13 protein-coding genes are annotated in these 14,650 nt (G+C 42.8%); 3 read left to right on the top strand and 10 right to left on the bottom strand.

Translation table 11 applies throughout. The features are described from left to right. Window positions 1-292: 292 nt before the first annotated feature. A complete protein-coding gene (locus DLM75_RS21595; protein ID WP_118970581.1) occupies window positions 293-1,129 on the bottom strand; it encodes a class I SAM-dependent methyltransferase in 837 nt (278 codons plus the stop codon). A gap of 194 nt (window positions 1,130-1,323) precedes the next feature. On the opposite strand from DLM75_RS21595, the gene DLM75_RS21585 reads away from it, so the two are divergent. After that, window positions 1,324-1,977: a hypothetical protein gene (locus DLM75_RS21585; protein ID WP_147456680.1), complete on the top strand. Its 654-nt coding sequence runs from the start codon at window positions 1,324-1,326 to the stop codon at window positions 1,975-1,977. Window positions 1,978-2,140: 163 nt separating this feature from the next. Further along, window positions 2,141-2,671, top strand: coding sequence for an SET domain-containing protein (locus DLM75_RS21580; RefSeq protein ID WP_118970578.1), 531 nt, complete (start codon window positions 2,141-2,143; stop codon window positions 2,669-2,671). 20 nt (window positions 2,672-2,691) lie between these two features. Here the strand turns inward: DLM75_RS21580 and DLM75_RS21575 are convergent, their stop codons facing one another. Next, window positions 2,692-3,291, bottom strand: a complete 600-nt coding sequence (locus DLM75_RS21575) for a DUF2179 domain-containing protein (RefSeq protein WP_118970648.1) — start codon at window positions 3,289-3,291, stop codon at window positions 2,692-2,694. A gap of 832 nt (window positions 3,292-4,123) precedes the next feature. Between DLM75_RS21575 and DLM75_RS21570 the strand changes: the two genes are divergently transcribed. Continuing rightward, window positions 4,124-5,314 carry a serine hydrolase domain-containing protein gene (locus DLM75_RS21570; protein WP_118970577.1) on the top strand — a complete coding sequence of 397 codons (1,191 nt, stop codon included), beginning with the start codon at window positions 4,124-4,126 and terminating at the stop codon, window positions 5,312-5,314. 232 nt (window positions 5,315-5,546) lie between these two features. On the opposite strand, the gene crcB is transcribed toward DLM75_RS21570, so the two are convergent. The 8 genes from crcB to DLM75_RS21525 form a co-directional block, all read right to left on the bottom strand. Then, window positions 5,547-5,924 (bottom strand): fluoride efflux transporter CrcB, encoded by a 378-nt coding sequence (gene crcB / locus DLM75_RS21565; protein ID WP_118970576.1) that lies wholly within the window; start codon window positions 5,922-5,924, stop codon window positions 5,547-5,549. A gap of 13 nt (window positions 5,925-5,937) precedes the next feature. After that, window positions 5,938-6,363 carry a hypothetical protein gene (locus DLM75_RS21560; protein WP_241548015.1) on the bottom strand — a complete coding sequence of 142 codons (426 nt, stop codon included), beginning with the start codon at window positions 6,361-6,363 and terminating at the stop codon, window positions 5,938-5,940. Window positions 6,364-6,920: 557 nt separating this feature from the next. Next, a complete protein-coding gene (gene prfB, locus DLM75_RS21550; protein WP_118970574.1) occupies window positions 6,921-8,024 on the bottom strand; it encodes a peptide chain release factor 2 in 1,104 nt (367 codons plus the stop codon). A 53-nt stretch (window positions 8,025-8,077) separates the two neighbouring features. Continuing rightward, on the bottom strand, window positions 8,078-8,923 hold the full coding sequence (locus tag DLM75_RS21545; RefSeq protein WP_118970573.1) for a hypothetical protein: 846 nt from the start codon (window positions 8,921-8,923) through the stop codon (window positions 8,078-8,080). 4 nt (window positions 8,924-8,927) lie between these two features. Beyond that, on the bottom strand, window positions 8,928-10,208 hold the full coding sequence (gene purD / locus DLM75_RS21540; protein WP_118970572.1) for a phosphoribosylamine--glycine ligase: 1,281 nt from the start codon (window positions 10,206-10,208) through the stop codon (window positions 8,928-8,930). Continuing rightward, window positions 10,198-12,846, bottom strand: coding sequence for a valine--tRNA ligase (locus tag DLM75_RS21535; protein WP_118970647.1), 2,649 nt, complete (start codon window positions 12,844-12,846; stop codon window positions 10,198-10,200). The genes purD and DLM75_RS21535 overlap by 11 nt, the downstream gene beginning before the upstream one ends. 89 nt (window positions 12,847-12,935) lie before the next feature. Continuing rightward, on the bottom strand, window positions 12,936-13,406 hold the full coding sequence (locus DLM75_RS21530) for a DUF1801 domain-containing protein (RefSeq protein ID WP_118970571.1): 471 nt from the start codon (window positions 13,404-13,406) through the stop codon (window positions 12,936-12,938). A gap of 29 nt (window positions 13,407-13,435) precedes the next feature. Further along, the gene (locus tag DLM75_RS21525) at window positions 13,436-14,227 is read right to left on the bottom strand and encodes a TetR/AcrR family transcriptional regulator (RefSeq protein ID WP_118970570.1); all 792 of its coding nucleotides are present in this window, start codon (window positions 14,225-14,227) and stop codon (window positions 13,436-13,438) included. Between the last annotated feature and the right edge of the window lie 423 nt (window positions 14,228-14,650).

Below are 14,650 nucleotides of genomic sequence, written 5' to 3'. Positions count from 1 at the left end.
AGAATTTTTGTAGGAGTTCCCACAGGTTGTGTGAGGGAATTTTACTTGCAAAAAGGCTAATTTTCTGATAGAGGAATGTCTCCCGGAGTTTTCCGCCCCCCACCCCCCCACCCGAAAATCGGGTGGGGCTTTCCTTTCACAGAGGATTGTCGTTTTTACGACGGATTCTTTTTCAGAGCCGGTTCACCTTTCGAAAGGGCCTCCAAAAAATACAGGAAGGGCTACGGACTTTTCCAAGGAACCTGGTTTTGGAACAAAGGATTTTCTTTTTAAGAATTTTCGGGTGAAGAACTTAGGCTTTTTCCGCGGAATAAAGAACGAATTGGAAATAACGTTTCATTCTTTCCCCACCTAAGAATTTTCCGAAGCTTTCGTACTTCTTCGCGATTTTTTCCGGGATTTCGTTTTGACCGGCTCTTGTTTTTTCACTCAAGAATTTTGAAAAACCTCGAAAGACGTTTTCTTCTAAAAACGTAAAACCTTCCGTTTTAAATCCGGTTCGTTTGAGGATGAGAGAGAGGGAGTTCGGAGTCACCCGATTTCTCGAAGGGATTCCGCTGAGCTTACATACCCAGCTCCGAAACAAGGAGTCCAGGAACCCGAGTGGCTCGTCTCTGAGAATCAACTCTATGGAAACCAGACGTCCCTTCGGTCTAAGAACTCGGAAAGCTTCTTCGCAGAATCGGATTCGATCCTGAAAAAAGTAGGCGCTGTCCAGGCAGAGAATTCGATCAAAACTTTCCTCCGGAAAAGCGGTGATTGCATTTTCGAAAGGTGCGCAGATCAACTTCGGAGAATCCTCTTTTATCGAGCGGAATCGATTCTTAGCAAATTCAACTTGGACTTCCGATGGATTGATTCCCGTAAGATGAGAAAATGGAAGTGAGAATTTTTCCTTCCATACAAAGAACTGATCTCCACACCCGAACCCGAGATCCAATACTTCTTGTTCCGGTTTTAATTCGGCCTTCTCTCCTAAAAGCAAGGCTAACGTTTTGCATGCGGTCGGATAGTCTTCTGTGTCTTTCCAAAAACCGAAATTTGCCCAAGAAGAATTCTTAGGATTGAGATATAGATGAGCCAACGTGTCCGGAGCTTCTTCCGGCCCGGGTCGTTTTTTGGGAGTCATTTTAGAAAATTCTTCCTGAAAAAAGAATTCTCGTAAAACCACTCCAATCGCCGAATAGAAGCGATTTGTGCGAGGTGCGTTTTTGAGGCTTTGCGGGAATGTTTCCGAATTTAGATTTCATTTGATAAAATGCTATACATATATTTAGTCCATCCGATAAGTATTTTAGGACCTTCTTTCTCAAAAGAGTCCGTTTGAAATTCGGTAACACTTCGATTCTTCTTTCTTGCCTTCTTATCGGGAAAGGATCGGGGTTTGCAACGCAGAGAAGAACCATGCTGTTATTAACGCTTTTAGATCCGACGCAAGCAAGAAGCAATTTGTTGTTTCGCTGGAAAAAGAAACTCAATCGCAAAAAAGTTTATCCCGTTCTTATTTTTCCGGAAGGTTCTCTGAATTTGGAAAGGCTTCATCGGCTCGCTAAAATAGCATCCAAGCAAAAGAATTTTTCTTCCAGTCCCGTTTTCTTTTATGCGGAATCCGTTTCAAAAGCCGGATCCTTTCTTCTTTCGGATCGGATTCCAAAGGGAGAAAAAATTCTTCCTCTCTTTGTAGACTTCGGCTCCCTCGGTAAGGACAGGGAAGGAAGAGACTTCGAAGAACAGACCAGACTTCTTCAGGAGAGAATCGGAAGCCGTTTCTCCGCCGTTTGTTTTTTGGAGACGGGAAAAACACAAGCTGGTTTGGAAAGATCGGGGAATCGAAACTGGCTCTTTCACAAGTCTTCTCTCGTTTTAGAGATTTCCGGTTCTCATTTCAAAGTTCTCAGGAAGGAATTACCCGAAGAAGAAGATGAGACCTCTCTGGAACCCTGGATTCCTTCCGGATTACTTGAAAATCCTTCTTAAGAAATTTATTTACTACTTAGATGAGAGAAAGATTGCCTGGGACTTTTTTAGAGGAACTTGCATTAAATATTACTCGATTTTAGTATTTTAATTGAAGTTTTTTTTATCCCATTCTTGATAGATAAAAATTTTGCCTTAGGCAATAAACGCAGGGATCTTCTGCATGATCGAGAAACGAATCAACAAATTCGGGGAGAACGGAACCTTCGCGACGAAGACCATCCCCAAAGGAACTCTGCTGTTCAGTTACAGCGAGTGGATCGAGGATGAAGAGTTCGGATGGAAAGTTCTTACGGTTGAAGAAGCCGAGTCACTCCCCGATTCCGAAAAGGAAGTCTTCATGAAATACGGATACGATGTGGATTTCGGATTAGTCACCGGGCCAACCAGCGGTGAATACGTTATCAACCATTCCAACTTCATGAATCATTCTTGTGATCCCAATATGTGGTATGACGAGGACGACAATATCGTAGCCAAGAGGGAAATTCTTGCCGGAGAGGAACTTACGATCGATTACGCGAATTTCGTAGTCAACTTCGACCAGACCTTCGAGTGCGGTTGTGGATCGGCAAACTGCAGAAAATTTATCCGAAAAGACGATTGGAAGCTCCTGATCAACGAGTATCAGATGCACTTTCCAAAATTCATCCAAAAAGAAATCAAAAAGCTATACGTCAAAATTCCAGTGTAGAACGAGCGAAACCGAAAATCCTATTTTCTGACCTTTAAGATTCGCTCCAGGATCCCTCTTCTGAGAAGTCCTGGAGAATCTTCCGAAACCGCAGTGTTGGTGCTCCTTGCGTTTTCTATCGAATAGAAAACGTCGGGTTCCACTTCTTTTACGATCGCCATAGCCTTCCGAATTTTCTTTCTTTTTAAAACCGTAAAGACGATCTTCACCGGTCCTCTGCTTCCTTGTCCGTCCATGGTCGTGACACGATAACCCGCGTCCGAAAGTTTTCCAGCGATCGCTCCGCCGTTTCTTGGGGAAATGATTCGAAGAAGGGAAAAACCTATGGCCAGTTTTTCTTCCAAGATCATTCCTATGTATGTACCGGTCGCGAATCCTCCGGCGTAGGCGAGATAACAGAAGACGTTGTTTAGATTTTTGATGACCTGCGTGATCACGATGACCCAAAGAAGGACTTCTAAGAATCCGAGAGAAGCCGCGATCGCTTTTTTTTCACGAGTGAGAAGAATGACCCGGATGGTTCCGATCGATACGTCGGTCACTCTGGAAAGAAAAATAAAACAAGGGAGAAGAATGTAATCAAAGATCGGATTTCCGGGAGAAGGAAAGCTTAGTTCCATACGAGACAAGGATTGTCCGCTAAATCCGAGAAGTCGAGGAGAAATCGATGACGGAATCAAACGTTTGATTGAAAGAATGAATCGTTCTCTTCGTTAAAACTCGAAAGTTCGGTAGAGAGTAAAATACGCCTAAGAATTTTCTTCGGATGAATGAAGAGCGGCTCGTTTCGAATCAAAATTCGAATACGTTGCAAAACGGAGAAGATTCCGAAAAATCCATACATTCCATTTTGATTGTGGAGGGAAGCGGAGAGAAAGGCTCTGATTCGTTTCTCGCAAGTTTTCAATTCGATTGCTCTCAGAGAAATCCTTGCGGAAAAAATAGAATCCCGATTCTCTTCTCGGAGAGATGACTTCCCAGAATATCCGGCTCAAGAATCAGTGAAAGCCTTCGTAAAAAAAAAGATTAAGTTCCTTTGTAAGAGATTTGAGGAAATTCAAGGAAAAGAATGGAATGGTAAACGTGTTTTCCTGAAGTTTCGCGGCGTATTTGAAATTCAAAACGATAAGCAAAATAAGATCCTGATAGGTTTCCTTTCTGTTAATGGATTTTAGATAACACGTGTTAAATGAAGCGGAAGCAGGATCGAGCTACGGTGTTTTTGGAAAGTTTCGTTTTGATTGAAAAAAAGAAGAAATCAAAGAATTCTTTGAAAGAAAGGATTCGATTCTAGGAAGCGATCCTTTATCAAAACGTCGGAGCGTGTTCCATCCGTAAATCGAATTTGAGTTTGTAATATCCGAATAAAATGAAACAATTCCTAAATCAATTTCCGAAATCGAGAGTCCAAAAGGAGGATCTCATTTCAAAAAAGGATATCGAATTTTTCTTATGTGGCTCTTGTTAAAACGACTTTCTTTCTCCATCGGATTAGTTCTATTTATTATTTGCGGATGCAAGGGCACATCGGTTCGAGATTCCGTAAATGAATGTTCGCAACCGAAGGCAGATTCTTTTTGGAAGACCTCGAATGCGGAGGAATCCGGCTTTGATTCGTCCAAACTTTGCGCGATACTCAAGGAATCAGCGTCTGAAAAAAGTGGATTCCATTCTCTTTTGATCGAACGCCGAGGAAAGATCATCTCTGAAATCTATCATGACGGCGAAGATAAACCTCTGAATCTTCGATATGGACTTCGTCTTCCGTTCGACGGAGAATCTTCTTTCGATGTAAATACGTTACACGATGTGAGATCGGTAAGTAAAAGTGTCGTCTCACTCCTGTTCGGAATCGCTTTGGAAAAAGGATTGGTCGACAATATAGATTCTCCTGTGCTTACTTCGTTTCCTGAAATTGAAATTCCAAAAGAGGATAGGAGACATTCGATCACTTGGAGACATCTACTCACGATGAGTAGCGGCTTGGATTGGGAGGAATGGAGATCCGGATTTTTTTTCAGCGATGAGACACGCTTGTATTGGAAGAAAAATCTTGTTCAATTCGTTTTTGATCGAGAGATCAAAGAGAATCCAGGAACAACTTTCAACTATAACGGCGGAGGTACGTCCGTTCTCGCCGAGGCGCTTTCGAAAAAAACCGGGAAGTCCTTGAAGGATCTAACTGGAGAATGGCTTTTTTTTCCGATCGGGATCAAAGAGTTTGAATGGGTCGAAGACAATCATGGACGAGGTCTTGCTTTCGGAGGTCTGCGCCTTAGACCGAGGGATATGCTAAAAATCGGAAGATTGATCTTAAACAAAGGTGTCTGGGAAAAAAAGCAGATCGTTCCTAATAATTGGATTCAAGATTCTCTTCGACCTCAGATTTCGACTAACGTTACTTTTTTCCGAAAGGACGAGAGTTCTATGAATTACGGGTATCAATGGTGGATCGGCGAAACACGTTTGCAGGATCGAGTGGTCCCTTGGAAAGCCGCGCTCGGAAACGGAGGCCAGCTGATCTATGTGATTCCGGATTTGGATATGGTCGTTGTAACGACAGCGGGCGGGTATGGTTCTCCGAAAACGATTCTTGAAACAGGAATTCTCTTGGATCAGATCATTGACGCCGTAAATCGATGAAAAAGTTCTCTCTTAAGAATTCGTATTTGTCGTAGATACGACGTATTCCTGTAAAACTCGCGCGCCCCCACCCAAATCGGGTGGAGGAGGTGGGCCTCGTGGGAAAATTTCGAAAAAATTTTCTTATCACGAAAAGAGATTTTTGACAATACATTTTTACTTTTAGAATTGTAGGAACTCCTACAATTCAATTTCAAGAAATCTTGAAATTTAAGACAGGCTTCGTACGCAATCACTTAACGATCCAAAATCCAGCGAGCGCGAGTCCAATCCCGCCGAAAACGCTTATCGAAATATATGCGAAAAATAGAATATAGTTTCCCATTTTTAACATTTGGAAACTTTCGAAAGAAAATGTGGAAAAAGTTGTAAATCCTCCGCAAAAACCCGATGCAAGAAAGAATCTCCATTCAGGATTCAGATCCGGAAATCTTTCGGAGACCGCGTAAATGATTCCGATCAAAAGGGAGCCTAACAGATTCGCTATCAGAGTTCCCCAGGGAAGTTGAATGCTCCGAATTGTCCCAAACCAATATTGTAAAAGATAGCGTAATACGCTCCCGAGGGCGCCACCGATTCCGATTAAAACAAGGGTTCTTTCCAAATTCATCGTCCTTAACTTTTTAGGATGAAACGTTAGTCGCCTTCTCTTCCTTTTTTCGCTCCGTAAAATATCGATAGATCTGGTAGATTCCCACTACTATCGCTACAATCGAATCGTCGACCGGTCCGGGAAGAAGGTTCGGTGCGATCCAGTAGATGAGAATTATGATTACGGGCCAAAAGATCCTAAGCGTTTCGATCGGTTTCGAGTCTTTGATCGAGAACCAAATTCCGATCAAAAAGGAAAGAATCACGGCAATGAAAATTCCTCCGAAAAGAAGAAGATGTTTTCCTGCAAGAATCACCCAATCCCCGACGGAGACCGCTTTTCCGTAATTGTCTTTTAAAAGGAAAATTGTAATTCCAATAGAGGTAAAAAGCGTTACAAAAGGAGTTAACATTCCCCAGAGACAGCCGTATTTGATTTTACCGGAAAGAAGTGCCATTTTTTCTCTTTGTTTTGTTTTGAATTCTCAATCACCGCAAGAATTGATAAGCGTAGATTCTAAAACGAATTTTAATTTTTCGTAAACTTTCACTTTCGGCATAGAATGGAATAGGTTTTCCGTTTTGTCCAGTAGAAGACTTTGATTCTTTTCTTGTAGCCATGCTTTGAGAGCCTTTTCTCGTTCTATGAATTTTGTGGGATTAATCTTCATTTTTGGATTAGGCAGGTGTCTGCTTTGATAGTTTTGGCTCTTCTTTCTTCTAAAACTGGGAAATTATCGAATCGATTTTTTGATTTCGTTGCATTCAGTTTTTATAATGTTTTAATTTTGAGATTCGTAAATTTTTCTCTGAACTGAATATTGCTTTGTAAAAATTTAAGCGACCGCTCACTTCGTTCGCTGAACTCAATGTCGCACTCCCTATGGGTCGTGCGACAGGGATGTGGAGCGCGCGACGCGGTCGTTTCCGTAGGAAAGGACCGAAGGCGTCAGCCGAAGCGCGAAACAAGCCCGGTCCTTCCGGCTGTAAGTCGGAAGGAGTCGCCCAGATTTTCTTACAGTGTTTTTAAATAGGCTAAGATGAAAGGTTCTATTTCTCCGTCCATTACCGCGGCGACGTTTCCGGTTTCGTGATCCGTTCTATGATCTTTTACAAGATTGTAAGGATGGAACACATAACTTCGAATTTGCGAACCCCAGGAAATATCTTTCTTTTCTCCTGACTTCTTTTCCAATTCTTCTTTTGCTTTTTCTTGTTCCATCTCGTAGAGTCTTGCCTTTAACATCTTAAAAGCCGTGTCTCTGTTTTTGATCTGCGATCTTTCGTTCTGACATGCGACCACGATCCCGGAAGGCATGTGAGTGATCCGAACCGCGGAGTCGGTCGTGTTGACGTGCTGACCACCGGCACCGGAGGAACGATAAACGTCCACTCGTATGTCTTTCTCTTCGATCTTGATATCGATGTCGTCGTCTATCTCGGGACTTACGTGAACCGAGACGAAGGATGTATGTCTTCTTTTATTCGCATCGAACGGTGAAATTCTCACCAACCGATGAACTCCGTTTTCACCTTTTAAGAATCCGAAGGCCCAATCTCCGACTACGTGTATCGTTGCGTTCTTGATTCCCGCTCCGTCGCCGGCTTGAATATCCACCAAAGAATACTGATATCCTTTCTTTTCGAAGAATCTCATATACATTCTCAAAAGCATCTCAGCCCAGTCCTGACTTTCGGTTCCACCGGCTCCAGGATGAATGTTGATGAAGGCGGATTTTATATCTTCCGGATTTTTTAGCGCTCCGAGCAATTCGAGTTCTTCGAATTTTTCCTGTAACCTTTGGTATTCCGAGGAAAGTTCGCTTACTCCGTTTTCCCCTTTTTCATCCAGGGTCATATCTACTAAATCAGGAAAATCTAATATATCCTGCTGGATCGAAAACCAGGGAGTGAGTTTTTTTTCCAGCTCGTTCTTTTTCTGGCTTACGATTCTTGCTTCCTCGGGATTGTTCCAGAGGTCCGGATCTTCGGCTTTCTCGCTAAGAGCTTTTAGGCGGTCCTTGTCCTGTTCCAGATTTAGGAGTTTCCAGCGATTCTGAAAATTTTCCTGTAATTCTTTGGAAACTCTCTTGAGTTCTTTTACTGATTTTACTTCCATATTTCTTGCTTTTTAATCGAGTTGATGATTTCAAACGTTAGACGCGTTTGAGTTTATTGAAAAAGAAAGTCTTCTTTGTTTTCTCTTTCTTGCTCCCAGGAAAAAACTGTGTCCCGGAGTTGTGGAGTGTTGCCTTCCACGGTCGCAACTAAGATGTATTCCTCTTTTTTTCGAAATTCTTCCGGATTCTTTTTTAGGATGAGTTTTCCCGATCGAATCAAGTCCAGAACATGAAGTAAAAAGGGATCTTTTTCCGATCGGGAAAGTTCTTTCATCGCGGTATAGAAGGGTGTGATTCCCTTATGAAACCAATCGACGATCTCATTCTTCCCAAATGGCCAGAGTTGTGAAAGTTGAATCGTCTCTTCACGAAGGAGCGACTTTCCTTGGAACGGTTTTTGTAGATGTCTGCATTGAAAGTAGAGTTCGTGATTGATTTCTCTCGGGAAAGTCTTTCCGTAACCGGACCCGATCCATTCGATCCACGCCTTTTTTTCCTTTGCAGGTAGGGAAGGAATCAGAGCAAAGAGATAATTCTGATTTTTGAATATTCGAGAAGTCGAAAGGTGATCCAATACTTCGTAAGGAATCATGTATTGACCTTTTTGCCATTCTAAAACCAGAGGAATTTTCTCTATGTCGAGATACTCCACCGGAGTTTCGGTTCTTACTACGTCCCCGAATTGTGTGAGAATATAAATAAACGAAAGAAGTTCCTGTCGATTCATCTTTCGAATCAGAGTATCAGGATCTAGATTTCTATGCAATGCGTGTCTAAGTAGATTGTATTGTTCGACGGGGAATTGTCCCGGTGACAATATGATCCCAAGAAATTTTTCCATTTTCTTGAGGCTATGTCGATCCACGAGATCCAGGTTTCCAGAAATCAAAAATGGCATAGGTTTAAAGGGCTCTGTGTCCGATGTCTTTTCTATAAAACGTTTTGGGAGCCTGGATATTTTCCAGGAAGGAATAAGCTTGAGATACCGAGCTCTTTAGATCGGATCCATAGGCCACTACTCCGAGAATTCTTCCCCCGGATGAAAAAACTTTTCCATCTTTTTTTAGAGTTCCCGCGTGAAAAAGATAAGTGTTTTGACCAAGAGTTTCCGGTAGATTTAAGGGAATATTTTTTTCGTAAGAATCAGGATAACCTTTTGCGGCGAGTACTACTACAGTAGCGGCTCCTTTTTTTACCGAAGCTTGGATTCCCTGGATTTTACCTGTGGAAGCCGTATAAAGAAGTTCTAATAGATCTCCATCCAGCATCGCGAGAACGCATTGTGTTTCGGGGTCTCCGAATCTACAGTTGAACTCTACGACACGAGGTTCTCCATCGGATGATATCATAAGTCCCGCATAAAGAAGTCCTCGATATGGATGTCCTTTTTTGCGAAATACTTCAAACATTCTATCAAAGACTGTTTCTTTCACTTTTTCTAATATAGAATCGGTTACGACCGGAGCCGGGCAATAGGCTCCCATGCCGCCCGTATTCGGTCCTTGATCTCCATCATAGGCTCTTTTGTGATCCTGCGCGGCGGGTAATAGAAAGTAAGAATCTCCGTCTGACACCGCAAAGATGGACGCTTCTTGTCCGTCCATAAACTCTTCGATGACGACTTGGTTTCCGCTTTCTCCGAATTTTTTGTCTTGAAAGATTTCCTTGAGAGCGTTGATCGCCATTTCTTTCGTAGTCGCGACTGTAACACCTTTGCCGGCGGCGAGCCCGTCCGCTTTGATTACGATCGGAATCTTCTTAGATTCCAGGTAGTTTAGAGAACTAGAATATTCAGTAAATGTTGCATACTCCGCCGTAGGAACCTTTGCTTCCATCATTAAGGATTTTGCGAAGTCTTTCGAACCTTCGACCTGTGCGCAGTAAGAATCCGGTCCGAAGGTAGGAATTTTAAGCTCCGCAGTCCAGTCCGCAAAGCCGGCTACGAGAGGATCTTCCGGTCCTACTACGATAAAATCGAAAGGATTTTGTTTTAAAAATGACTGAACCGATTCTTTCGATAAAACGTTAAACGAATTCGGAGGGAGAATCTCTTGATCAGGGAATCCGCCGTTTCCGGGAAATATCTTCAATTCGCTTAACAAAGGCGATTTACGGAGATGGAAGGCGATCGCACTTTCTCTTCCACCCGAACCGATCAAAAGAACTTTCAACTTATCCTGCAAGGTTTTGAATCCCCTTTTTGAGAACTTCCACTTTATCGATCAAAGTGTTTAACTTTTCTCTCTCTTTTTCAACGACGTCGGGTGCGGCCTTGGAAAGAAATCCGGGATTTGCCAGTTTGGTTTCGAGTTTTTCCTTTTCAATCTCGGATTTTTGAAGTTCCTTTTCGAGTCGGGCTTTCTCTTTTTCAATGTCGATCAATCCTTCCAAAGGAAGAACAATTTCACCTTTCGTAAAATGTGAAACCGAATCCGTTTTCTGGACGTCGTACGCCGAATCTACCTTGATCGATTCCAATCGTGCAAGTTGAAGAAGCGAAACTTCGTTCTCTTGTATCGCAGATTGTGCTAAGGAATCTCCGGATTTGACGATCGCCTTACACTTCTTATCCGGTGTGACACCGTTTTCGGCGCGCATAACGCGGATCTTGGTCACGATTTCTTGGAGAAGGTTGAGTTTTTGCACTCCGAGTGCGTCGGACGAAATCGGATACGCTTTTGGATACGGGGTCGTTGCAAGAAATTGATCCGAAAACACGGAGTGAACTTCCTCCGTTAAAAAAGGCATAAAAGGATGCAAAAGTCCTAATGCACGAGTGAGAACATCCACAAGAACCTGTTTTGCGACTTCCGCAGAACGAGGAGAGACTTTTCCATACGCTCTCGGTTTTACGAGTTCGATATACCAGTCGCAGAAATCTCCCCAGACGAATTCGTAAATCGAGGCCGCCATTTCATAAAAGTGAAATTTAGAATGTGCCTTGCCGTATTCTTCCAGACAATGATTGAATCTGGAAAGAATCCACTGATCCATCGGTTCCAAATCTTTTTCGATTTCGGGAGTGATCCCGGTCGGGGCAAACGATTCTTCCAGGTTCATAAGAATAAAACGGGAAGAATTCCAGATTTTGTTACAAAAGGAACGATATCCATCTAACCGAGATTCGTCGAAAAGAATGTCTTTTCCTTCTGGAAGAGTTGCCGCCAAGAAAAAACGGAAAGAGTCGGTTCCGTATTTTTCCATCATAACGAGAGGATCGATTACGTTTCCGATCGACTTGGAGAATTTTTTCCCGTCCTTATCTCTGACAAGACCGTGTATGAGTACTTTATGAAATGGTGGTGCTTCCATAAATTTCATTCCCATCATAATCATTCTGGAGACCCAGAAGAAGATGATGTCGAAACCGGTGACAAGAACCGAAGTGGGATAGTATCTTTTTAGATCAGCGGTTTGCTCGGGCCATCCCATCGAAGAGAAAGGCCAGAGCTGAGAAGAAAACCAAGTATCGAGTACGTCCGGGTCGGGTTCCACTTCTTTGGATCCGCAAGAAGGACAAGTTGTCACGGGAGTTTCCGATACTTCGATGTGTTTACATGTTTTGCAATGATATGCAGGAATCTTATGACCCCACCAGAGTTGTCTGGAGATACACCAATCTCGAATGTTGTTCATCCATTCGAAAAAAGTTTTTTCCCACATCTTAGGAACGAATTCCACCTGACCCGTTTGAACCGCTTTTACCGCGAGATCGGCGAGTGGTCGAATCTTTACAAACCACTGAGTAGAAAGATACGGTTCGATCACTGCTCCACCTCTGGAGTTGTGTCCGACTGCGTGGATATGATCTTCGATTTTTTCGATGAGTCCTTTTGATTCGAGATCCGCTACGACTTTCTTGCGTGCTTCAAAACGATCCAAGCCTTGATAGACGCCCGCGTTTTCATTCATCGTTCCGTCGGGGTTCATGATAAGAAGCGGTTTGAGTCCGAGTCTTTGTCCTGCCTCGAAGTCGTTTGCGTCGTGCGCCGGAGTAATTTTGACGAGACCCGATCCGAATTCTTTATCCACAAAAGAATCGAAGAGAAGAGGGATTTGTCTATTTGTCAGAGGCAATTCTAAGATTACATCTTTCAAAGACGAATAACGTGTGTCTTCGGGATTCGCACAGACGGCGACGTCGCCGAGCATCGTTTCCGGTCTCGTAGTCGCAACGACCACGAATTGATCCTTTTTACCGTGGATCGGATATTTGATATGATAGAGTTTTCCTTTTGTCTCTCTGAACTCCACTTCGAGATCGGAGATCGCCGTTTGAGAAGAGGGGCACCAGTTGATGATTCTTTCTCCACGATAAATCAAGCCCTCGTCGAAAAGTGATTTAAAAACTTTGAATACTGCTTTGGAAAGACCTTCGTCGAACGTGAATCTTTCTCTGGACCAATCAACGGATTCTCCTAAGAGTCTTTGCTGTCGAGTGATCATTCCTCCGGAATGTTCTTTCCAATCCCAGACTTTATTTTCGAATTCTTCTCTCGTAAAATCGGTTCGTTTTTTTCCTTCTTTTGCGAGTTCTCTTTCGACGACCATCTGCGTCGCGATTCCCGCGTGATCCATTCCGGGAAGCCAAAGAGTCGACTTCCCTTTTTTGCGTTCGATACGAATGAGAATATCTTGGATCGTATGATTGAGTGCGTGTCCGATGTGAAGAGATCCCGTAACGTTTGGAGGAGGGATGACTATAGAAAAAGATTCTTTTGAGTTCGGGTTCGGTACAAAAGATTTTTTCTCTTCCCAGAGTGAAATCCACTTATTCTCGACTTCTTTCGGTTCGTAGCGATCGCCTATCTGCTTTTTCATGGCCGTAAAAAACAGGTTTTCCTGCATTTTCCCGGGGTCAAGAGGATTCAAACTGATCCACCTTTTAGAGCGGAAAAATTGATTCGATCTTACTTTTTACGATAAGCGGATTTTGTCTCAAAGAGCTTTTTCGAAATAGATTTTCTACGGGACTCCGCCTTCTCATTCGGAATTCTTAACTTTGTCTTTGGCTTTAGAACGGAACGAATGGAACTTTGAATCGCTTTGAAAGGGAAGGAATCCTTGTCTCGAACGTTGAGACAAGTTTTACCAAAAAGAAGGCTTGGAAATTTCTTTTTGAGTTCGTTTAGAGAATCCGGACGGCAGAGATAGATCGAGATGTGGTTTTTTTGAGAGGCGAAAGAGATCCAATTCTCATCCAATTGGTAGGTGGGCATTTTGTATTTCATCGATTCTCGAACACCGGGAAAGGTATCGATGAGCCAAGTACGAAGAGAAAGAAGCCTTTCTTTTCGTATCGACGTTTGAGAATCGATATATTGATGAATTTCCGAAGACATAATAAATGTAGGAATCGGAATAAATGAAAAAAGATGCATGTTCGTATTCGGTCGAAAATAGAATCAGACTATTCGGCCTTTCCTCCTTTCAGGCTTGAAAACGGGAGAGGTTTTTGTTTCGCATTGTCTTTTGTTTGATTTTGTTTTTCGAATTCTTTTGAGAACTTGCGTAAGTTTTCAGCGGAGGCTATTACTTCTTCCTTAGGGAACGGAAATGCGGAGGGATTTTTGATCCCGAGTATCATAGAATAGAGGTCGTGAGAATATTGTCCGTTTTCATAGATAAGATCCGGTGAAATATCGTTGAAGCCCAACATATAGAGCGCGAATTTTTCGTTCTGAACGTTTTCGATCGAAAGAATGGATTCAGCCAAAAATTCAGCCGGCATCGTATTGGAAAAGGATCCGTCTTTTTGTCCTTCTTTGACGAGTTCCGTAAAAAAGGCGAGATCTCGTTTGATCATCTCCTTTTCAAGTTTTGACTTGAGGGAAATGTTTTCGGGAAGATAGATCGCTTTTAGAAAGAAGAAAACCATTTCTGGATTCTTATTCACCCAGTCGAATTGGAGTTCGTGTATTATTTTAAGTTTATCTAATGTGTTTTTAGGATTTCTGGATTCCACTTCGGAGAGAAGACCCGAAGTGATTTCATCCGAGAGAGTGGTCGTCAATTCCATAAGGAGTTCTTCCTTGGAATTGAAATGATGATAGAATGTCCCTTTGGCGATGCCGAGCTCGTCGATGATATCGTTGACCGATGTCGAATCATAACCTTTGGAAAAGAAGAATTTTCGAGCACATTGTAGGATGTCCTCTTTTCGTTCCTTGCCTTTTTGTTTGTTCTGATTTGCCTTTTCCATAAAACCGACCGACCGTCGGTCTATTTTTTGAAAGTCTGAGCCCTCCGGTCAATCAGAAATCCTCGGAAAATGCGGGAACTCCACGATTTTCTCCGATTTATCGAGCGATTTCCAGTCCAAGATCGAAAGTTTTCCCTTTCCAAAGCCTTCGGACCGAGCTTTTGCTACGGGATTTTTGTATGTGAACGTTGGGGCTTGTTTTGAGAGAGGAGCTCATCACAGGAGAGAAGTTTGTAGGAGTTCCCACAAATACAGAAGGGGGCTTTGTCCTTGCAAAAAGTTTGTTCTTGTGGTAAAGCAAAACCTCCGGAGTTTTCCCGCCACCGCTCCCCTCCACTCAAGATCATGTACATCCTGGAACATAGGTAACACTTTAGACCAGAGACATGGGTTACACTTTTAAAGTCTTTGTTACTTTCTTCG

The organism is Leptospira stimsonii (assembly GCF_003545885.1).
Lineage (GTDB): Bacteria > Spirochaetota > Leptospiria > Leptospirales > Leptospiraceae > Leptospira > Leptospira stimsonii.
Note: the sequence above shows the minus strand (reverse complement) of the source record. Positions and strands in the feature narration are given on the sequence as shown.